The organism is Paenibacillus sp. FSL L8-0158 (genome assembly GCF_038592965.1).
GTDB lineage: Bacteria > Bacillota > Bacilli > Paenibacillales > Paenibacillaceae > Paenibacillus > Paenibacillus polymyxa_D.
Map to the genome: position 1 here is coordinate 1,078,847 of NZ_CP151949.1, position 19,101 is coordinate 1,097,947.

Genomic DNA, 19,101 nt, shown 5'->3' on the forward strand with positions numbered 1-19,101 from the left:
AGGAGCGTGGGGAACATGAGCAGTATTTCTTTACTTAAAAAGAATGCGCAACTGGTACTGACTAAAAAGAATCTAACGAATGTGACTGCGAGAGTTGGATTGGTGCTCGATATTTCAGGATCTATGAGAAGTTTGTACAAAAATGGTACCGTTCAAAAGGTGTTGGAACGAATTGTTGCAGTAGCGAGTGCTTTGGATGATGATGGTGTACTGGACGTATGGGTGTATGATCACCGTTTTTCACGTTTGCCGTCCGTTACCGAAAATGACGTTGACAACTATGTTGAAAGACATATTCTGTCCAATGATTATTTGCCCAAGTTCGGTCGCAATGATGAGCCGCCTGTGATGCGCGATGTCATCGCCAAATACACCAAGGAAGAACCCTCTTCTGATCCGGCCTTTGTTATTTTTATTAATGATGGCGGTGTGAAGCGTGGAAAAGGAGATAATATCGACAACGCAGTCATTGATTCGTCAGGAGAACCGATTTTCTGGCAATTTATAGGTGTGGGTGAATCCGAATTTGGCGTATTAAAGAAGCTGGACAACATAGAAGGCCGCGTGGTAGATAACGCTAACTTCTTTCAAATTCAAGATATTGAATCTATGGAAGATAATGAATTGTACGAACTATTGCTTAACGAGTTCCCGTCATGGCTGCAAGAAGCGAAGGAAAAGCAGATTTATTAAGGCTACTAAGTATTGTACGATGAGCTCTTTTCAAAGCTTAATATATAAAAAATGCAAAAAGAGAGAGTTCCGCTAGCAGACGCTTTGCGAAACTCTCCTTTTCTTTACACACCTCTAAAATGTATAGAAGCATTACGGCGGTTGCCAGCGGAGCGGGCAGAATTGTTCTAAAGAAGCGGAGCGTTCGCGATCGGAAGAACAATCTGCACGCGCAGCGCCCACCAACCGACCAAAGGCTTCTAATCGTTTTAACCTAACTCATCCCCATTAATATCATCGAGCAAAGGATAAGCCCTGCTCCGCACCCCGAAGTATATACCTTGAGGTGGCGGAACATGGATGTTTTCCAGGCTGACAAAGATTCATTGGAACGCAAACGCTCATTTTCCTCTCGTAATGCCTTGGATTGACGAATGAATAACTGTCCGATGTCGGCAAATCCCCGCAGGAAGAGGGTTAGAAAACCACTTTGCAGAACGTGGAAGATTGCACCGATCACCAAGCCCAGCAACCCCAACAGGAATAGCAGATTTGCAGTAGCCATGTTTTCACGACCATACAAGAGATGGGGGGTGGCGTACAGAAATCCTAAAGTACCGACAACCAGGGCAGTGATCCCGAAACGTAAAATCATTATTTTTCGACCCGTTTCGCAAAGCGCAGGTCTGGGTTCGAACGAGCATCAAATACGATACCTTGAATCTTAGGACTGATTAATGCGGTGTCCGCAGAGAACTGGATCGGAATAATCGGCAGATCTTCCATCAATACGTCTTCTGCCTGATGGAGCTGTTCAAAGCGTTTTGCCGGATCAAGCTCAAAGGTTGAGGATTCGATCAGTTTGTCATACTCCGGGTTGCTCCAATTAGTAAAGTTGTTCGAATTTTTGGAAGTATAATGCCCCAATACGCCGAGTGGATCCAGGAAGTTTCCTTCCCAGCCCATACGGGCGATCTGGAAGTTCTTCTGTTTAAAAGTATCAATATACGTTTTCCATTCCTGATTCTCCAGCGTCACTGCAACGCCCAGGTTTGTTTTCAGCATTTCCTGAATCGCTTCAGCTACTTTTTTATGCTTGTCTGAAGTGTTGTATTTGAAGGTGATCGGTGGCAGCTTGGTCAAACCTTCTTCTTTCAGACCTTCGGCCAGCAATTGTTTCGCTTTTGCAGCGTCAAACTCATAGTATTTTTTCGGTGCTTCATTACGGAAGTCCTTGCCGGATGGCGTTGTTGTTCCGTATGGAACGTAACCGTAAGCCGGAGTTTCGCCACCTTTGGTTACGCTGGTAGCCAGTGCTTCGCGGTCAATCGCGTAGGCAATGGCCTGTCTGATTTTTTTATTGTCAAACGGCTTTTGTTTTACGTTAAAAGAATAGGTGTACACACTGAAAGATGGATGCGACAGGAATTCCTTGTTACTCTTTTCCTGATCCAGTGTATCTACAGGAAGGCTCAAAATCAGATCCAGATCGCCCGTTTTGTACATTTGATAATACGTTGTGGAGTCCTGAACCATTTTAAAATTAATCGTTGCCATTGTAATGGCATCTTTGTTCCAGAATTGATCGTTTTTCGTCAGCGTAATTTGCTCGTTATGTTTCCATTCCTTGGCTACATATGCACCGTTGCCGACAATTGTGTCCGCTTCTGCTGCCCATTTGTCATTTTTCTCAACAACCGATTGGTTTACTGGCAGATAAGCATGACCCACTGCGATCGTTGGGAAGAAGCTTAGTGGTGATTTTAGCTCAACTACAAGAGTTTTATCATCTTTAGCTGTAACACCCACGTCTTCAATTTTACCTTTGCCTGTGTTGTACGCTTCTGCACCTTTGATGTAGTAGAGGGCAGAAGGATCGTAGGCAGCTGTTTTCGGATTCAGTACCCGTTTCCAGGAGTATTCAAAATCCTTAGCTGTCAGCGTGTCACCATTCGACCATTTTGCACCGTCACGAATGGTAAAAGTGTAGGTTTTGCCGTCAGGAGATACGTCTACTTTGCTAGCAGCGCCTTCTACGATTTTACCGGCCTTATCGTATGTATACAGCCCTTCGTACAAGTTATCAATTACAAAGTAGGACGTTGTATCTGATGCAAAAGCAGGGTCTAGTGTATAAGGCTCTCCACCTGCCAGATTGGCAGTCATTTCTTGAGGGATATCTGCTTGAGGCGCAGCGGACGGGTCGTTGCTTGCTGTTTTGTCCGTAGTACCAGAGCATCCAGCCAAAGCCGTTACGGCCAAAAGTAAGATGATCGTCATCCAATGCATTTTTTTCATCGTGGTTTTCCTCCATTATTGTGGTTAGTTATGCAAAAAATAAAGTACACCGTACCGGGGTTTATTCATCCTCCTTTCCTGCAGGTATGCCGCGTGTGCGCACTTCGATAAAGGAACTGCCGTTTTTCCTGCGGTTAGGCGAGAAGCTGCGGATCATGGTAGACATCCCTCCTTGTTTCATTTGTACGTCTCAATGATTAATGCTGTGAACGCGGGTCAAGTGCATCCTGAAGCCCATCTCCAAGCGTATTGAACGCTAGCATGGTGAGCGATATCATCAGCCCGGGGAAAAATAGGCGCCACCATTGGCCGCTTAAAATAACGCCAAGTGAATCGTTAGCCATCGTCCCCCAGCTGGCCGAAGGAGACTGAATCCCCAAACCGAGAAAGCTCAGGAACGATTCGGCAAAAATAGCCGACGGAATAGTGAACGTCAAATTCACGATAATGATTGCCGCTGCGTTTGGTAGCAAATGTCTGAAGATAATACGTGAATGAGATGTCCCCAAGCTACGGGCTGCTAACACATATTCCTGCTGCTTCAGCTGTAAGATTTGCCCACGCACTACACGGGCCATACCGACCCAGCCAGTAATAGATAATGCAATAATCATCGTGAGCAGACCTGGCTTCATAATGACGAGCAGCAGAATGATGACTAGCAGATAAGGAATACTATACAAAATTTCAATAATACGCATGAGAATGCTGTCGATCCGGTCGCCCGTTTTACCGTGCCCAGCACAATAGCCAGCAACACAGCCGACGAGAATGCCTACCACCAAATCAATGGCTGCAGCGGCAAAGCCGATCATGAGTGAAATTCTAGCCCCGGCCCATGTCCGTGCCCATACGTCCCTCCCCAGATCATCCGTGCCAAACCAATGCTCTTTGGAAGGAGAGAGATTCGTCTTCAAAAGGGATTGATCACTAGGTGCATAAGGAACCATGGAAGGTCCCACAATCGCTAGCACAATAATCATGATTAGTAGGGAAAGCCCCAAAAGAGCAAGCTTGTTGTTGAAAAGTCTGCGTAGCCGATCCCGCCAGGGTGATTCTTTGGGTCTGGTCAACGTGGGGGTGGGGATCTGGCTACGATCTACAAGACTGAACAGACTGTCCTTTTCGACAGTAGGTGCTGCTTTCATGTTAATCTCCTTTACTGACTAATTTGATTCGTGGATCGACAAGGCGATAAGAAATATCAATTAAAAATAAAGTAACGACTAGAATGGCACTGTAGAAAATGGTCGTCCCCATAATCACTGGATAATCCCGGTTAAAGATACTATCTACGAAGTATTTACCGATGCCGGGAATGGCGAATATTTTTTCAACGACAAAGGTACCTGTAATGACGGAAGCGAATAGCGGTCCGATAAAAGAAAGCACCGGAACCAACGCGTTGCGTAATCCGTGACGAAGGACTACTGCCCAAGAAGACAACCCTTTTGCTTTGGCAGTGCGTATGTATTCCTCATGCATGACTTCCAGCATACTCGTCCGCATAAAGCGGGCGATAATGGCAAGAGGTGAAACAGCGAGAGCCAGCGACGGGAGCACCGTATGTTGCCAGGTTCCCCATGAGGCGACCGGAAGCAGGTGCCACTTGACGGCAACATACTTGATTAACAGCGGTGCCAATATGAAGCTAGGTACGGAAATACCAACAATAGCGATAAACATCGAGATATAATCCAGTGGTCGATTATGGTGCAGAGCAGCCAGTGTTCCGAGCGAAATACCGGCAATAATCGCGACCACGATGGATTGAATACCCAGCAATGCAGAAGGTGGAAAACCTCGGGCGATGAGCATATTGACGTCCGTCGTTTTCGATTGAATAGATGGGCCCATATCCAGCACTAGCAGATTTTTGAGATACAGCACATACTGCACAGCGAGCGGCTTGTCCAGATTGTACCTGGCACGCATGTTTTGCAATACCGCTTCCGGAATGGTTTTGGAATCGTTCGAGAATGGGTCACCCGGAATGATGTGCATGATGATAAACGTTAAGGTGACGATAATCCACAGTGTAATGAACATTGTAAAAAGACGCTTTAAAATGTACATGGGGCTTAATTTCTCCTGTCTATCAAGCTGATTTACATACTATTGCTGCTAAAAAATTAATATAAGTAAAAGTATATAAGAATACTAGGAAATAATAAGACGGTTTAGGTGACATGTCAAGGTAAGGTTTTACATTATAGAACACAGGTCAAATTTTCGTCACAGGTTTTCCATTTATATAAGGCTAAGATTCCGCTCATTCCTCTCGACGAGTATCCCTGCGGTGTGTTATGATGATACTCTGATAACGTGTTAACGAACTAAAGCGTTTGCCACCTGTTCTTGGATACGGGGGGTCACCATTGTTGGAGGGGAATAAGATGAGAAAAGCAGCCATGTTTACGATGTTAATTGGATTGATGATGATCGTGTTGGCCGGATGTTCCGGCGGTAAGGATGACAGTAAATTAATTATTGGCATTGATGATAAATTCGCCCCTATGGGCTTTAGAGATGAAAATAATGAGCTGACCGGCTTTGATATTGATTATGCGAAAGCGGCCGGGGAACAAATGGGCAAACAGGTGGAATTCCAGCCAATTGACTGGTCTGCTAAAGAATCCGAGTTGAACAGCGGACGTATTGATCTCATTTGGAATGGATACACCATTACGGATGAGCGTAAAGAAAAAGTGCTGTTCACGAAGCCATATCTGAAAAACAGTCAGGTGATTGTCGTTCCAGCTACTTCTAGTCTTTCCAAACTGGCTGATCTGGCGGGCAAAACCGTGGGTCTCCAAACGCTGTCCTCAGCAGCCGATGCACTGGATGCAAATCCGATCAAAGGTAAATTAAAGCAAGTGTCCGAGTTCCCGGATAATGTTCTTGCTTTGACGGATCTGAAAACTGGACGTCTGGATGCGGTTGTCATTGATGAAGTCGTTGCCAAGTATTATATGTCAAAGGAACAAGGGACGTATAAGCTGCTTGATGAATCATTGGCCCCTGAGGAATACGGCATCGGTGTGAAAAAAGGAAATGAAGAACTGTTGACGCAGTTGCAATCCGCTTTGGATGAGCTGCATAAGAACGGAAAAGCTGCTGAAATTTCGAAAAAGTGGTTTGGTGAAGATAAAGTATTAAATTAATACGTAGTGTATTGAACTAAGGGTTTAGGAGTCGAAGGTCATGAGTATGGAATATATTTTACGAATTATGAAGCCTATGCTTGAAGGGGCACAGATGACGGTTATTTTATTTTTCATCACGCTCATCTTATCTATTCCATTGGGTTTTGTCGTTACGTTGCTGGCCAAAAGCCGGATTAAGCCAATCGCCTGGCTGATGCATACGTACATTTATGTTATAAGAGGCACGCCGCTTTTGCTGCAATTATTGTTCTTTTGTTTTGGTCTGCCGATGTTGCCTGTCATTGGGGAGTATTTGGTAATGGATCGGACAACGGCTGCGGTACTGGCATTTGTACTGAATTATGCGGCTTATTTTGCGGAAATTTTCAGAGGCGGGATGTTGTCGATTGATAAAGGGCAATACGAGGCTTCGCAAGTGCTGGGCTTGAGCAAGTCGCAGACGCTGATTAGAGTCATTGTGCCGCAAATGGTACGGATTGCTTTGCCTGCGGTAACCAATGAGGCGACAACACTGGTAAAAGATACGGCACTATTGTATGCAGTAGCAGTACCGGAACTGCTGCATTTTGCCAATACGGCTGTAAACCGTGATTTCTCGATTGTACCTTATGTTGTAGCAGCGGTTATTTATTTGTTGTTAGCTTTGGTGCTGACACTATTCTTCAGGGCGCTAGAAAAACGTTTTAAATTCGAGTAAAAGGAATGTCGGGATATGAATACTAATGCAATAGAAGTAACCGATTTGAAAAAATCGTTCGGCAAGCTCGACGTTCTGAAAAGAGTGAGCTTTAACGTTAAAGCGGGCGAGGTTGTAGCCGTGATCGGTCCTTCAGGTTCAGGGAAAAGTACCATGCTCCGTAGTTTGGTACATCTGGAAGATGTGACGGGCGGGACGATCCGCATTCATGATAAAGCACTGGTGGAAAACGGTCAGTACGCTCCGGCAGGTGACATTAAGGGTATTACCACCGGGATGGGCATGGTGTTCCAACATTTTAATCTGTTCCCTCACTTGACGGTGCAGGATAATCTGGAACTGGCTCCGAAGCTGGTGAAAAAGGTGAGTAAGGCTGAGCTGCGTCGCCAAAGCGCTGAGTTGCTGGCTAAAGTCGGATTGGCAGATAAAGCAGATGCATATCCATCCCGACTGTCGGGAGGGCAGAAGCAGCGTGTGGCGATTGCCCGGGCAATGATGATGAACCCTGATATTTTACTGTTTGACGAACCGACCTCAGCCCTAGATCCCGAGCTGACGGGCGAGGTGCTGCGAGTTATCAAAAAGCTGGCTGAGGAACATATGACGATGGTCATCGTGACCCACGAGATGAACTTTGCGAGAGATGTGGCGGATCGTGTCATTTTTATGGATAATGGCGAAATTGCGGAATCTGGTACACCAGAGCAGATTTTCGGCAATCCGCAGTTGGAGCGGACGAAGGTGTTTTTGAATCGGGTGGGGGATTAAAAAAATAGTTGCTTGTTAGAGTGTGTGTCGGGGAGGCGCTGTGCGTGCAGATTGTTCTTCAACTGGCTCCGCTTCTTCAGAACAATTCTGCCCGCTCCGCTCACCGACCACCTGTGCCGCAACAAGTTTTTAAGCAGGAAGTGTGGGGGAAGAATAAAAGCAAGGGAGATGGCAAGCCGCCATCTCCCTTTTTGTAGTTGTAGGGTATGCGAAACGTGTAGCAACATGAGGAAATATAGAGAGAATGTAAGCTCTCAAAAAGCTGGCTTTACAAGGAGTAAAAAACCTTAATGATTCTTATGTAAAAAGTCATGACGTCAGGTATTATTATTTTTTAATCTTTACATACCTACCGAAGGTATGTAAAATAAAAGATACCTACCGAAGGTAGGTTTTAAATGATGAGAGGATGAGTCGACCATGAATAAATCTCGCAACGAAATCATCTTTACGCTAATCATCAATCTTGTATTGCCTTATTTGACTTATCGCCTGCTAATTCCGTATACGAGCAGTGTGGTGGCTCTGTCTATCGCTGCTCTTGTACCACTATGCGACTCGCTCTACAATCTTATAAGGACGCGCAAAGCAGATGTGTTCTCTGGCTTTATTTTTCTTGGTCTGATTCTTGGCGTCGTGGCTGTTCTCTTGGGCGGTGATGAACGCTTTATTTTGCTACGGGAGTCTTATGTGACTGGTATTATGGGGGTGGTGTTTCTAGGTTCGCTGCTCTTTGGTCGACCATTAATTTATTATTTTGCTGAAAGATTCACAGGCCATAATCCTCAGATGAACGATAAATGGGAGAAACTTTCGCGCTATCGCTTTAACTTCCGCCTGATGACGGCGGTGTGGGGGCTCAGCCTGTTGCTGGAAGCCTTCATCAAAGTGGTGCTGGTATATTCGTTGTCCATACCGACCTTTCTGGCCGTATCGTCGTTCTTCACCTACGGGCTTATTGGTTTAACGATCTGGTGGAATATAGGTTTCATTAAACGAATAAAAAGACAGACAAACGGGAGGTAAAAGATTATGCAAGACAAAGCGATGAACGACAGTCTAAAAAAGCTGCTTGAGATTGCCGAAGAGATGATTATGGAGAAAGGCTGTCGGGCAACGACACTGCAGGATATTGCGGATCGCAGCGGACTGACTAAAGGAGCCATTTATCATTATGTCAAAAGCAAAGATGAATTGTTCGGTATGATTCTGGAGGCGGGAATGGAGAAAACCAATCAGCGTTTTTTTGAATCTGTTGCCCGGACTCCCGCAGGACCAGAAGGAATCAAGTCCCCACTTAATACCTTAACTGAACGGCTTCGTAACATCGGTAGTGGGGACAGCGCTGCCAGCCTGATTTTTATCTATCTACTCAGCCAACAGGATAAGCCCGCCGTGGCAGGGATTCTGAAACGTTATCATGAAGCATCTATCCTCACTGCCAAAACATGGATCGAAGTCGGACAACAGAATGGAGCTATCCCTATTTCAATTGATGCAGACAGGACAGCTCGGATGTTCACCGTGTTCAAGAACGGACTGCAAGTTCAGCATAACATAGTGACAGATGGCGAAAAAATCAACGAACTGGAAATTTACGAGTTCTTGATGAATGCGCTGGGCGCAGGCAGAGGTTAGGGAGCCCCTCCATTCGTTTTGTTATCCCCGGATTTTATATTTACTGAGGAAAAATCTAGGGATAACAGCGATCGGAAAGAACAATCTGCATGCCTAACGGGCTCACCACTATGACTCCTCCATCATCTATCTATTACGATCAACAATTTCTTTGTCCCCGTTAAATACTTCAATCATCGTTAATGCCCCCGTCCGATACCCGTGAATGAATGCTGCTGCGGAGTGCAGGGAAGTTGATTCGCTTAATAAATCAAACATGACTTCAATTGACTCGAAATCGACTGCTGGTAATTTGCTTTTCAACATCTCCATATGTTTACTAATTTTTTGATTCACTTTTTGAGACTCAGAATCGGTTGAATTTATCTGTTCACTAGGACGCCATTTCCCATAGTACATATCCTCCAAAATCATTTTTTATCATGCCCCCTATGAAAAGTTAAGTGTTTGTCCTCACGTGAATCGAGAATTCCCTTATGCACTACTAATCACCCAAGCTCATTTTACAGCATGCGATGGGCGAATATTGATATTTATGCGTTATTTGCATAAAGTTTTTTTAGTATATAAGCTGAGTTAAAAATGTACATGAGGCGCCACTACGCTGTCGGGTGGTGCTTCCCATCGCTGTAATACTGGAATTATTCTATAAAATTCAAAGAGAGCTAAACATAATAGAGTTAAAGCTTTAATTTGCTAGGTTTTTATGAAAAAATATTATGGTATGATTTTACACATAAAGGAGGTAAAAGCAAAAAATAAGATAGAAACGAAAAAGCGATGTACTGCACAGAGAATCAACCAACGAGCAGGTATATGGGACAAACACAAAAAAATTAGGAGGTAAAGTATGTTTAAGTTTAGTAAGAAAATGATGACGGTAGTTCTTGCAGCTTCCATGAGTTTTGGATTATTTGCAACAACCTCAAGTGCAGCGACAGACTATTGGCAAAATTGGACCGATGGTGGTGGGACGGTCAATTCTGTTAACGGATCAGGCGGTAATTACAGCGTGACATGGAAAGATACAGGGAATTTTGTTGTCGGCAAAGGCTGGACTACTGGATCGCCAAACAGAACGATTAACTACAATGCCGGTGTCTGGGCGCCGTCCGGTAATGGATATTTGGCTCTCTACGGGTGGACGAGAAACTCACTCATCGAATATTACGTCGTTGATAGCTGGGGGACTTATCGACCTACCGGAACGTATAAAGGTACGGTGACCAGTGATGGGGGCACATATGATATCTACACAACAATGCGATACGACGCACCTTCCATTGAAGGCGAAAAAACGACGTTTATTCAGTACTGGAGTGTTCGACAGTCGAAGAGACCGACCGGGGGCAACTCCACAATCACTTTCAGCAACCACGTGAAAGCATGGGCGAGCAAAGGAATGAATCTGGGAAGTAACTGGTCTTACCAGGTGTTGGCGACAGAGGGGTATCAGAGTAGCGGGAGCTCTAACGTAACGGTGTGGTAACCACTCAACTGCAAGCTGTTCAACGCACAGGCGCGGTTGGGACTGCCTCACGGGATAAACGGGTTTTGAAAGCTGTCTGATAGATAGGGTTTAAATGTATCGATCATGGAGGAATCACCGAGCCCTAAACACTGGAGGCAAACGGAAGGACGTTCCCCTTCAGTTCGATTATTAATCCGGATACGTCAAAGGTCGTTTCCCATCAGACAAAACGACCTTTGACATTGCCCGGAAGCGAGTTGCAGGCCATCACGGCCTACTATTTTTCCTATCAAGGAGATCTATCAATGAGAAAGCTATTAATGTTCTTTTTAATAGCACCAATAAGCCAATCGTCTACGCGTAAGTCGCCCAGGGGAGAAAACGGCATCACGCCGGCATTGCTCACGAGAACATCAATTGCGCCGAACCGCTCACATGCCAAGTGGATGAGTTTGGTTACGTCGTCCCGCCGTCTGACGTCTGTGCTGCATATATGACTTCGCCGCCAACCTCCGCGATGTGGGCTGCTAGCACTTCAAGGCGATCAGGTCGGCGTGCTCCAAGTAAGACTTTCGCACCGCGCTCCGCCAGTAAAAGCGTAGCCGCTTCACCAATTCCACTGCTTGCCCCGTAATAACAACAACTCTATCCTTGATTCCCGACAAGGTTGCTTGCTGGATTAATCCCATAGCCAAATCCTACTTTCATCTGAATATTTACCTTTCGCCTTGAATTATAAGGAATATCAAAATAAGCCAGCTAGACGATTTATACGCGTTCCTTGCCTATTCCTGTCCGGCTTGAATTACAATATTCGTATCCGACTAAACGATAAAGGATTGGTGTATAGAATTGAACCAACTCATGACCAAGTTAGCCAGTCAAATTGCGCGTCGGTTACGAAAGCCCTTCCCAGTTCAACCGAGAGTACGCCCGCTTATTTGGACGCCCGCCAATGAGAGATATTAATCACCTGCGTGACAGCGAATTCAATATTTGGTTGAACTGAAGGGGAACATCAACGTACCAGGGAGCAGTTTGTGATCCGCAACTGCTTATTTATCATTAAGCTAAGGGGCAGGATAGTTTGTAAAAGGGAATTAATTTGCATGTGATAGTCCAATGGAATACATGGATATTTTAAGAATTACAAGAAAGCAATCTAGAACAGGAATAAGAACTACTTGAGTAACATAGAGCACAACCTGCCGGAACAGGCTTCGTTGAAATAAATACTTCATTAGAAAATATTGGAGCCTCTCGAAATGTAAAAGCTTCCTCGGATGTTGAAGGGCCTGTACTTTGGCTGTTGTTCCAGAAGAGTGGAGAAGAGAAAGCAGCTAATTAAACGGATCGAGCACACGATTAGAACGCCAGAATAATTTGAAAATCTTAATATAGTGGTATAATAATTGAAACACAGAATTAATTCTTCGCAACTAGGAGGAAAAGTTAATGGATAGCCAACAGATTCTCATCAGAAACAACGTCAAAGTAACGGGTTGTGGTTCCAAGGCTCTTTTATTCGCCCACGGCTTTGGCTGTGATCAGAACATGTGGCGCTTTGTCGTACCAGCTTTCGAAAAAAAGTACAAGGTGGTATTGTTTGACTTTGTAGGTTCGGGAAAGTCCGATATTCAAGCCTATAATCCTTGTGTTTATCATAATCTGAGCGGTTATGCCCAGGATATCTTGGACATTTGTTCAGCGCTCGAATTGAAGAATGCCATTCTAGTGGGCCACTCCGTCGGTGCAACTATTGGTATGCTGGCGTCTATTCAAAGACCGGAATACTTTGATCGGCTTGTTATGATTGGACCTTCTGCACGCTATTTGAACGATTTGCCGGATTACATCGGCGGATTTGAACGGGAAGATCTGATGGCTTTATTGGACATGATGGATCAAAACTTTCAAGGTTGGGCGAGTTATCTGGCTCCTGTCATAATGGGAAATACGGACCGCCCGGAATTATCTGGAGAGCTGGAGCTGAGTTTTTGCGCAACCGACCCTAAGGTAGCCCGTCGTTTTGCGGAAGCAACCTTTCTCTCTGATTACCGTAAGGAACTCGGCAAGGTAGTGGTGCCTTCGTTGATCCTGCAATGCTCCGATGATGTGATTGCTCCGCTAGAAGCTGGAGCCTATGTCCACCAGCAGATAAAGGGGAGCGAGTTCCAACTGATGGATGCAACCGGTCATTGTCCACACCTAAGTCACCCGGATGAAACCATTAGACTCATCAATGAATATTTGGCCTCAATCGAATCAATATAGGAAAGTGAGCTGTACACTTAATATGGACGAACGGTTGGATCACGCCCCTTGCGGTTACTTGTCGATGGATCAAGATCTGACAATACGCATCGTCAATACTACCTTTTGTCGCTTGTTAGAATATGAAAAACAAGGGATAATCGGCATAAGTTTTGAATCCCTGTTAACCCGGTCCAGCCAAATTTTCTTTGGGATTTATTTTTTACCTTTGGTTCGTCTTAATCATCACGTTAATGAGATGTATTTAATGATGAAAACGGGTAGCGGCGGAACACTTCCTGTTCTTTTAAATGCGGTGATTCGAGAGCGGAGAGATGAATCGGTTTACGATTTTGTCTTAATTCCCATGCTGCGCAGGAAGGAATACGAGCAGCAGATTGAACAAGCAGAGAATGCTTATCGGAAAGCGGAAGATGAACTATATCGGATTGAGCAGGAGCTAAAAAAAAAGAGGGAAGAACTTGCATCTCTATCTAATCCCAAAGTCTAGCTCACTGCCGAAGGACAAGAAATAATGTTGTCATAAGAGTTTAAAGTAAAATGGCTGGTCGAACGCCGGTCATTTTTTCTTTAGGATAAGAGATGAATGGACGTAAAAGATTCAGTTGTATCTCTGCATTCGTTCATACTATCAAACAAATCAGGTATTGGTTCTGTTAGTTAGAGCAAGCCTAATTACCATCGCTACATCATCAACAAGCCTCTTGTATCTTTAAGAGTGATTGCTTCAAATCATTTGCAACTACTTCCTTTCGCAACATCAAAAGCGTCGTAACTGATTCAACTAATGGGAAACGATAGTTCAATAAACACGAGGAGACGGCAGCGATAAAGTGGCTGTCGTTTTCTCAACTAACGGGCAGTTTAGGTTAATACAGTTCTACCCCACCGAGAAGACAGGATCGGGGAGTGTCCTTATCCTGCCTTCTTGCGTGTTATATGTTTTCTACTGTACTAAATTATCCAAATCCGGCTGCAATTTGGTCCGCAGAACATACAGCATGATGGCACCAACAAGGAACGCGACGGCATCCGAAATGACAAGCGACCAGACCACCCCGTGGAATCCGTTCATTCGATTAGCAATATACAACACAGGAATCAGAGCAACTCCTTGAATAACTGACATAATAAACGCAGCGGTTCCTTGCGCTGTTGCTTGAAAGATACCGGTAAACAGCGAGGTCATTCCTGTAATGAATAAGGATAAGAACGTCACATGTAGAATGTAGCTACCCATTTCAATTAATTGAGGGTCACTCGTAAATAAACCAATTAAGTGGTCGGAAATCAGATAGACGATAACACCAAACACGATTGCTAACGCCACAATAGCTTTGATTGTAAATCCAATGGTATGCTTCATGCGTAATTTATTCGCTGTAAAAGAGAAGGCAATCAACGGTACAACTCCCTCGCATAAGCCCATCAGAATAAACTCAGGAAATTGCAATAGGCGTGATGAAATTCCGTAAGCCGCTACGGCCTGATCCCCATAATCGACAAGAAAATGGTTAAAGATGAGCGACATTGCACCCAAGAAGATACTCATAACAAAGACGGGAACTCCGATTTTGAATACATTGCTCAGAATAGCTGTGGTAGCTTTAAACCATTTTACGGAGGCAGTTAAGAATTGGCTCTTATATCCCATATAGAAGGCGTAAAATGCACTAGCTACTAAGTTAGAGATGACCGTAGCAGACGCAACGCCGATCACGCCCCAATGGAAGACGAAGATGACTAGCGCGTCGAGAATAATATTCACGACAACACTGAGAATCATTCCGATCATCGATGTGATTGCTGCACCCTCGGAGCGCACGATATTCTCTAACGTGAAGAATAATACGACGAATGGTGAACCAATAAGCATAATCGTGACATAGTCCTTCGTGAATCCAAAGGAGTCAGGCGTTGCCCCGAGGCTATGAACGATTGGATCGATCAATGGGAGACCGACCGTCATCACGATAAGACCGAGAACTAAACTGCTGTAAAAGGCGAATGAAGATACATGCTTCACATCGTCATATTTTTTCTCTCCCAGCAAACGGGAGATGAATGTGCCGCTACCCATGCCTATCAAGTTGCCTAGTGCCATAATGATCGCGAATAACGGCAAGGTTAGTGCGAGTGCGGTTAACATAGCAGTATTGCCCAGTGTACCAAGGAAATAGGCATTTAAGATGGAATAGATGACATTCATTGACGTACCTGGCATCATCGGTACAGCGAAGTGAGCTACGGCTTTTGCAACCGGTGCTTTTTCAAAGTAATGGAGGTTTTCTGCATCCATGTGGGTCACTACTTTCTTTATTTATTTTGCCTTCAGTCTAACACTGTTAGTTTGTGCCTTACAGTGTTAGATGTTATCATGAACTTATGAACCTGTAAAGCAAAAACTTACACTGTTAGATAAAAGGACGGATACCGATGAAAAAAAAACAGCCTCAAATTTCGGAGGATAAGATTTTGGAAACATCGTGGGAGCTTCTTGGAGAGGAGGGGATCGAGAAATTCAGTATGAGACGATTAGCCGACCGACTGGGGATTCAGGCTCCCTCTTTGTACTGGTACTTCAAGAGCAAGCAGAATCTTTATCAGCGTCTGGCCAACCAGGTATCGAAAGTAATTCTGGAAGAGTTTCATTCCGAGGGGGACTGGAAGGAGCAGCTGACGGGGCTTGCAGTAACGATGCGGAGTGTGCTTTATCGGTACCCTTGCTCCACGCAGCTCATGATGATGACGCTGCCCCACGAACCGGACATCATCCGGTTCACCAATCGTATGCTACTCTGCGTGGAATCGGCGCCGCTTGAGCAAGAGCAGAAATTGCAAGTGATTACTACGCTTGTGAACTATGTCTCCTACTTCGTCCTAGACGATTATCAGCATGAGCGCAATGTCTCCGCTATCCTTAAGGATAAGGATAAGGATAAGGATAAGGGAGCACTTCCAGGTGAAGAGATAATTCATCTTCTGGACTCCATGAGTGAGACGGAAGCAGGACTATTCCGGAGGATGTTCACGAATGGGCTGTTCGAGCTGATGGGGACCGACGGAGCGTTTGAGTTCGGGTTGAAGCTGATTCTGTCGGGGGTTGAGCAGGTGATAAAGGAGCGGGAAAGTAGTATGTAAAAACCGGCCATCCGGTTATTGGATGGGCGGTTTCAATTAGGTTACGTTTATCCTAAATTGTTATTGAATTTATAATCTTCTGCCTGTCTTTTGTCCTTTGTAAACGTGATTTACTTGTATTAGTCATCAAGACAGGAAATATGTATCTTCAACTCAGTTACTAAGCATAAAACCAAAAGAAGCATTTATAAAGTTGATGTTATTGTCATATAAAATAATGATAGATTAATTAGTACTGGAGTACATTACAGAAAAGAGAACTTTATCACCGATTTTTTTAGCACGTAATAACGGTAAATTCGCTTTTGATATCCGCCGCTATTCAACTAAAGGGCAGTTATTCAAAGTGATTTCATAGTAGATATCTTTTTTAATATAGACTGTATATTCAGTCATGACTAAAATGGTAATCAAGAAAATATTACCACATTGGGGAGGGTGACAAGGTGGAACTTTTTTACGAAATCGAAGGGAATGGAGCCCCTATAGTCATGATTCACTCGGGAGGTGTTGACTCAAGGGTATGGAGATATATGGTGCCTGAACTGGCAAAATCATTCAAGATCATTACCTTCGATGGTCGAGGAACCGGCCGCTCGCCTGCTATGCAAGAGCCGACTTCACTTGTGGAGGATTTGCGCAAACTTCTCGAACATCTCGGACTGGATCTTGTCACACTTGTTGGTCATTCCATCGGTGGGCAAGTCGCGACTGATTTTGCGTTATCATATCCTTCTATGGTTGAGCGACTAGTGGTGATTGCCCCTTCATTAACGGGATTTGCATATTCGCAAGAATTTACCAATTATATGGCATCGGTGAATGCGGCCGCTCCCGATATTTCAAAACTTGTAGAGTTGTCCTTAGCCGCACCGATCTATCGGGCTACGATGGCTAGCCCCCATCGGAGTTTTTTGACTGAAATGCATAATCACTACATGACAAGGGTATTCACCGAGTGGAGAAGCTTTGAGGTCCTTTGGCCAGATCCACCTTCGATTGAACGTTTAGAAAAAATTGCAGCGAGTACGTTATTTATACAAGGAACCATAGAATGGCCGGATATGTACAATATCGCAGAGCACTTCAAGCGTGTTCCTGCAATTAGGTTTGCCGAAATCAAAGGGGCCGATCATATGCTTGTCCTTACTCATGCGGAGGAACTAGCTAATAGCATCCGGCAGTTTTGTCACAGGTGAGAACCATACGTGAATAGATTGGGTATCTCTTGATTCAAATTATTATAATGGGTGATAAGAAGTTTTGAAACTTAAAGAGCAACCCGGAAGAAACATCTTGGTGCTTGGAAGCGGCGGGTGAGTGGAAAGCGTTTGTTTACAGATAATATCAACACGATGTCTCTTAAGCATGTCTATACCAAGACCTTACATTCGGAGCAGTTGAATTGACGTATCGCCCATCAAAAGAAGATTAACGCTTTCCACCAAAAATCAGAAAGTGTTTATTGAACTAACGGGATACGTTAGCTCAATAAAACAGCGGCAGGCTCAATAGACTGATAAAAACAAAGTCCGACCCTGCCGCTGTTTTATATTGGAGCCAGTCTTATAATTATTATCCGGAGCCTGACGATAAACTATACCCAGCTATCCTGCATCTCACAGACTGTTCTTGCGAGCTGTTATTCTGAAAACAAAGCATCCGTTGCAACCGGTTGAAGGATAGGCAGTGGCTGAAGGGCGGTGGTCCGGTCGAGATGAACAAACGCATCATAACGATCCGCCATGCTGGAAGGCACGTAATTGCCGAATCGTTCGTGAGCAGGCTCATATACCACACCGATGGCACGGTGGCCAATGACCGTATGCAGTATGGAAGATGCATCGGAGAGCATTACCATGCCATTCCGGCCGTCTCCCGCCCGGTGCATGCAATACTCCCAGCTTCCTGGCTGTCCGGGCGGCACGGTCATTTTCTCAACCGGAGCTCCCCAAGCTTTTCCGGCCAGTACCTCGCCCTGATAGGTTCCGAAGCCAACGGCAAACACACGATGTTCCGGATCCTCCCGCAGCAGCTGACCCACATTGACCATGCCATCAGCCATCATATCCGTTGCACGCGCATCAACGATATGCGTATTATGCTCCCAGACAATGGCTTTTGCCGAGGCGCCGTAATAGGACATGATTCGCTTCAGTGATTCAACCATATGTCTGTCCCGTATATTCCAGGACTGCGGGCCGCCCCGGACCATCGTACGATAATAGGCCTCTGAGCTGGAAGTGACGAGCATGTTCACCTCCGCATTCAGCTCTTCCTCACTTCCCGGATACGCCATGCGCCGGCTCTGAATCTGCTTCAGTAGCTCAACCACTTCTTTCTCACAGCTCTCTGAGAGCAATCCTGCCGCAATGCCATAAGTCTGATGGTCTCTGCTATATGGATCAAAACAGGCGTATGTCCTGCGGGCCTGTTTCAGCTGGGGAGACTTGGTCTCCTCCAAATAAGCGATGATTGCCTCCATTGATTCCCATAACGAGTACATATCGATGCCATAAAATCCAACCTTGGGACAGTCACTGCCGCCCCCTTGATTCACCTCATTGTACTCCTTCAGCCACTCCGCGAAATCACGAATATCCGTATTCGCCCACATCCAGGTCGGCCAGCGGGTAAAATCACCCAGTGCATCGGCTGCCGAAGAATCGGCCCCCTCCATCCCTTTAACATACCGATTCAACCGATAAGCAGAGGGCCAGTCTCCTTCCACGCCGATAATGTTAAATCCCTTGCTTGTAATTAGCTTCTTCGAAAGTTCGGCCCGAACTCGGTAAAAATCAGACGTCCCATGGCTCGCCTCGCCAAGCAGCACAATATCTGCATCTCCGATGGCCTTAACCATGCTGTCCAGATTCTTCATTCCGTCCAATGGGATAAATAAGGCATTCAGCTCTTTTAAATATGCGTCCTGCTCTGATAGATTATCATTAGAATTCATGCATTTGTTCCCTCCT

General features: G+C 45.0%; 22 protein-coding genes and 1 pseudogene. 13 read left to right on the forward strand and 10 right to left on the reverse strand.

Annotated features, from left to right (window positions below; genetic code table 11):
* Positions 1 to 15: 15 nt before the first annotated feature.
* Positions 16 to 693 carry a VWA domain-containing protein gene (locus NSQ68_RS04830; protein WP_342428147.1) on the forward strand — a complete coding sequence of 226 codons (678 nt, stop codon included), beginning with the start codon at positions 16 to 18 and terminating at the stop codon, positions 691 to 693.
* A 253-nt stretch (positions 694 to 946) separates the two neighbouring features.
* On the opposite strand, the gene NSQ68_RS04835 is transcribed toward NSQ68_RS04830, so the two are convergent.
* The 4 genes from NSQ68_RS04835 to NSQ68_RS04850 form a co-directional block, all read right to left on the reverse strand.
* Positions 947 to 1,327, reverse strand: a complete 381-nt coding sequence (locus tag NSQ68_RS04835) for a DUF3899 domain-containing protein (RefSeq protein ID WP_342428148.1) — start codon at positions 1,325 to 1,327, stop codon at positions 947 to 949.
* Complete coding sequence (locus NSQ68_RS04840) at positions 1,327 to 2,970, reverse strand: peptide ABC transporter substrate-binding protein (protein ID WP_342428149.1); 1,644 nt, start codon at positions 2,968 to 2,970, stop codon at positions 1,327 to 1,329. Before NSQ68_RS04840 ends, NSQ68_RS04835 begins: the two co-directional genes overlap by 1 nt.
* A 197-nt stretch (positions 2,971 to 3,167) precedes the next feature.
* On the reverse strand, positions 3,168 to 4,118 hold the full coding sequence (locus tag NSQ68_RS04845) for an ABC transporter permease (RefSeq protein WP_342428150.1): 951 nt from the start codon (positions 4,116 to 4,118) through the stop codon (positions 3,168 to 3,170).
* Between the two features lies 1 nt (position 4,119).
* The gene (locus tag NSQ68_RS04850; RefSeq protein ID WP_342428151.1) at positions 4,120 to 5,046 is read right to left on the reverse strand and encodes an ABC transporter permease; all 927 of its coding nucleotides are present in this window, start codon (positions 5,044 to 5,046) and stop codon (positions 4,120 to 4,122) included.
* Positions 5,047 to 5,366: 320 nt separating this feature from the next.
* On the opposite strand from NSQ68_RS04850, the gene NSQ68_RS04855 reads away from it, so the two are divergent.
* The 6 genes from NSQ68_RS04855 (at position 5,367) to NSQ68_RS04880 (ending at position 9,240) form a co-directional block, all read left to right on the forward strand.
* Positions 5,367 to 6,134: an amino acid ABC transporter substrate-binding protein gene (locus NSQ68_RS04855; RefSeq protein WP_342428152.1), complete on the forward strand. Its 768-nt coding sequence runs from the start codon at positions 5,367 to 5,369 to the stop codon at positions 6,132 to 6,134.
* A gap of 40 nt (positions 6,135 to 6,174) precedes the next feature.
* Positions 6,175 to 6,834 carry an amino acid ABC transporter permease gene (locus NSQ68_RS04860; protein WP_029517550.1) on the forward strand — a complete coding sequence of 220 codons (660 nt, stop codon included), beginning with the start codon at positions 6,175 to 6,177 and terminating at the stop codon, positions 6,832 to 6,834.
* Positions 6,835 to 6,849: 15 nt separating this feature from the next.
* Positions 6,850 to 7,602, forward strand: coding sequence for an amino acid ABC transporter ATP-binding protein (locus NSQ68_RS04865; RefSeq protein WP_023987213.1), 753 nt, complete (start codon positions 6,850 to 6,852; stop codon positions 7,600 to 7,602).
* A 44-nt stretch (positions 7,603 to 7,646) separates the two neighbouring features.
* The gene (locus NSQ68_RS04870) at positions 7,647 to 7,799 is read left to right on the forward strand and encodes a hypothetical protein (protein WP_342428153.1); all 153 of its coding nucleotides are present in this window, start codon (positions 7,647 to 7,649) and stop codon (positions 7,797 to 7,799) included.
* Positions 7,800 to 8,022: 223 nt separating this feature from the next.
* Complete coding sequence (locus NSQ68_RS04875; RefSeq protein ID WP_342428154.1) at positions 8,023 to 8,628, forward strand: VC0807 family protein; 606 nt, start codon at positions 8,023 to 8,025, stop codon at positions 8,626 to 8,628.
* 6 nt (positions 8,629 to 8,634) lie between these two features.
* Positions 8,635 to 9,240, forward strand: coding sequence for a helix-turn-helix domain-containing protein (locus tag NSQ68_RS04880; protein WP_342428155.1), 606 nt, complete (start codon positions 8,635 to 8,637; stop codon positions 9,238 to 9,240).
* 126 nt (positions 9,241 to 9,366) lie between these two features.
* Here NSQ68_RS04880 and NSQ68_RS04885 read toward each other — a convergent pair whose 3' ends face one another.
* On the reverse strand, positions 9,367 to 9,654 hold the full coding sequence (locus tag NSQ68_RS04885) for a DUF6809 family protein (RefSeq protein WP_342428156.1): 288 nt from the start codon (positions 9,652 to 9,654) through the stop codon (positions 9,367 to 9,369).
* 436 nt (positions 9,655 to 10,090) lie between these two features.
* Between NSQ68_RS04885 and NSQ68_RS04890 the strand changes: the two genes are divergently transcribed.
* Positions 10,091 to 10,729 carry a glycoside hydrolase family 11 protein gene (locus NSQ68_RS04890; protein WP_342428157.1) on the forward strand — a complete coding sequence of 213 codons (639 nt, stop codon included), beginning with the start codon at positions 10,091 to 10,093 and terminating at the stop codon, positions 10,727 to 10,729.
* 271 nt (positions 10,730 to 11,000) lie between these two features.
* Here NSQ68_RS04890 and NSQ68_RS04895 read toward each other — a convergent pair whose 3' ends face one another.
* From NSQ68_RS04895 to NSQ68_RS04905, 3 genes are read right to left on the reverse strand one after another with little or no spacing between them, the layout of a single operon-like run.
* Positions 11,001 to 11,153: a hypothetical protein gene (locus NSQ68_RS04895; RefSeq protein WP_342428158.1), complete on the reverse strand. Its 153-nt coding sequence runs from the start codon at positions 11,151 to 11,153 to the stop codon at positions 11,001 to 11,003.
* Between the two features lie 14 nt (positions 11,154 to 11,167).
* On the reverse strand, positions 11,168 to 11,302 hold the full coding sequence (locus tag NSQ68_RS04900; protein ID WP_342429071.1) for a hypothetical protein: 135 nt from the start codon (positions 11,300 to 11,302) through the stop codon (positions 11,168 to 11,170).
* The gene (locus NSQ68_RS04905; RefSeq protein ID WP_342428159.1) at positions 11,239 to 11,400 is read right to left on the reverse strand and encodes a hypothetical protein; all 162 of its coding nucleotides are present in this window, start codon (positions 11,398 to 11,400) and stop codon (positions 11,239 to 11,241) included. The genes NSQ68_RS04900 and NSQ68_RS04905 overlap by 64 nt, the downstream gene beginning before the upstream one ends.
* Positions 11,401 to 11,600: 200 nt before the next feature.
* Between NSQ68_RS04905 and NSQ68_RS04910 the strand changes: the two are divergent.
* From NSQ68_RS04910 to NSQ68_RS04920, 3 genes and pseudogenes are all read left to right on the forward strand, one after another.
* Positions 11,601 to 11,720, forward strand: a pseudogene (locus NSQ68_RS04910) (AraC family transcriptional regulator); the annotation flags it as partial.
* A gap of 446 nt (positions 11,721 to 12,166) precedes the next feature.
* Positions 12,167 to 12,985 (forward strand): alpha/beta hydrolase, encoded by an 819-nt coding sequence (locus tag NSQ68_RS04915; RefSeq protein WP_307353882.1) that lies wholly within the window; start codon positions 12,167 to 12,169, stop codon positions 12,983 to 12,985.
* A gap of 64 nt (positions 12,986 to 13,049) precedes the next feature.
* Positions 13,050 to 13,475: a serine/threonine protein phosphatase gene (locus NSQ68_RS04920; RefSeq protein ID WP_307353881.1), complete on the forward strand. Its 426-nt coding sequence runs from the start codon at positions 13,050 to 13,052 to the stop codon at positions 13,473 to 13,475.
* A gap of 456 nt (positions 13,476 to 13,931) precedes the next feature.
* On the opposite strand, the gene NSQ68_RS04925 is transcribed toward NSQ68_RS04920, so the two are convergent.
* Entirely contained in the window at positions 13,932 to 15,284 is a 1,353-nt protein-coding gene (locus NSQ68_RS04925; RefSeq protein ID WP_342428160.1) for an MATE family efflux transporter, read from the reverse strand.
* 137 nt (positions 15,285 to 15,421) lie between these two features.
* Here NSQ68_RS04925 and NSQ68_RS04930 point away from each other — a divergent pair, with 137 nt between their 5' ends.
* The gene (locus tag NSQ68_RS04930) at positions 15,422 to 16,126 is read left to right on the forward strand and encodes a TetR/AcrR family transcriptional regulator C-terminal domain-containing protein (RefSeq protein ID WP_342428161.1); all 705 of its coding nucleotides are present in this window, start codon (positions 15,422 to 15,424) and stop codon (positions 16,124 to 16,126) included.
* Between the two features lie 446 nt (positions 16,127 to 16,572).
* On the forward strand, positions 16,573 to 17,325 hold the full coding sequence (locus NSQ68_RS04935; RefSeq protein WP_342428162.1) for an alpha/beta hydrolase: 753 nt from the start codon (positions 16,573 to 16,575) through the stop codon (positions 17,323 to 17,325).
* Positions 17,326 to 17,768: 443 nt separating this feature from the next.
* On the opposite strand, the gene NSQ68_RS04940 is transcribed toward NSQ68_RS04935, so the two are convergent.
* Positions 17,769 to 19,085 carry an erythromycin esterase family protein gene (locus tag NSQ68_RS04940; protein ID WP_342428163.1) on the reverse strand — a complete coding sequence of 439 codons (1,317 nt, stop codon included), beginning with the start codon at positions 19,083 to 19,085 and terminating at the stop codon, positions 17,769 to 17,771.
* Positions 19,086 to 19,101 lie beyond the last annotated feature (16 nt).

What these genes read in the sequence shown, in the direction of transcription:
- NSQ68_RS04830 (WP_342428147.1), top strand. Translation starts at nt 16, where the DNA reads ATGAGCAGTATTTCTTTACTTAAAAAGAATGCGCAACTGGTACTGACT.
- NSQ68_RS04835 (WP_342428148.1), bottom strand. Translation starts at nt 1,327, where the DNA reads ATGATTTTACGTTTCGGGATCACTGCCCTGGTTGTCGGTACTTTAGGA.
- NSQ68_RS04840 (WP_342428149.1), bottom strand. Translation starts at nt 2,970, where the DNA reads ATGAAAAAAATGCATTGGATGACGATCATCTTACTTTTGGCCGTAACG.
- NSQ68_RS04845 (WP_342428150.1), bottom strand. Translation starts at nt 4,118, where the DNA reads ATGAAAGCAGCACCTACTGTCGAAAAGGACAGTCTGTTCAGTCTTGTA.
- NSQ68_RS04850 (WP_342428151.1), bottom strand. Translation starts at nt 5,046, where the DNA reads ATGTACATTTTAAAGCGTCTTTTTACAATGTTCATTACACTGTGGATT.
- NSQ68_RS04855 (WP_342428152.1), top strand. Translation starts at nt 5,367, where the DNA reads ATGAGAAAAGCAGCCATGTTTACGATGTTAATTGGATTGATGATGATC.
- NSQ68_RS04860 (WP_029517550.1), top strand. Translation starts at nt 6,175, where the DNA reads ATGAGTATGGAATATATTTTACGAATTATGAAGCCTATGCTTGAAGGG.
- NSQ68_RS04865 (WP_023987213.1), top strand. Translation starts at nt 6,850, where the DNA reads ATGAATACTAATGCAATAGAAGTAACCGATTTGAAAAAATCGTTCGGC.
- NSQ68_RS04875 (WP_342428154.1), top strand. Translation starts at nt 8,023, where the DNA reads ATGAATAAATCTCGCAACGAAATCATCTTTACGCTAATCATCAATCTT.
- NSQ68_RS04880 (WP_342428155.1), top strand. Translation starts at nt 8,635, where the DNA reads ATGCAAGACAAAGCGATGAACGACAGTCTAAAAAAGCTGCTTGAGATT.
- NSQ68_RS04885 (WP_342428156.1), bottom strand. Translation starts at nt 9,654, where the DNA reads ATGATTTTGGAGGATATGTACTATGGGAAATGGCGTCCTAGTGAACAG.
- NSQ68_RS04890 (WP_342428157.1), top strand. Translation starts at nt 10,091, where the DNA reads ATGTTTAAGTTTAGTAAGAAAATGATGACGGTAGTTCTTGCAGCTTCC.
- NSQ68_RS04905 (WP_342428159.1), bottom strand. Translation starts at nt 11,400, where the DNA reads ATGGGATTAATCCAGCAAGCAACCTTGTCGGGAATCAAGGATAGAGTT.
- NSQ68_RS04915 (WP_307353882.1), top strand. Translation starts at nt 12,167, where the DNA reads ATGGATAGCCAACAGATTCTCATCAGAAACAACGTCAAAGTAACGGGT.
- NSQ68_RS04920 (WP_307353881.1), top strand. Translation starts at nt 13,050, where the DNA reads ATGGATCAAGATCTGACAATACGCATCGTCAATACTACCTTTTGTCGC.
- NSQ68_RS04925 (WP_342428160.1), bottom strand. Translation starts at nt 15,284, where the DNA reads ATGGATGCAGAAAACCTCCATTACTTTGAAAAAGCACCGGTTGCAAAA.
- NSQ68_RS04930 (WP_342428161.1), top strand. Translation starts at nt 15,422, where the DNA reads ATGAAAAAAAAACAGCCTCAAATTTCGGAGGATAAGATTTTGGAAACA.
- NSQ68_RS04940 (WP_342428163.1), bottom strand. Translation starts at nt 19,085, where the DNA reads ATGAATTCTAATGATAATCTATCAGAGCAGGACGCATATTTAAAAGAG.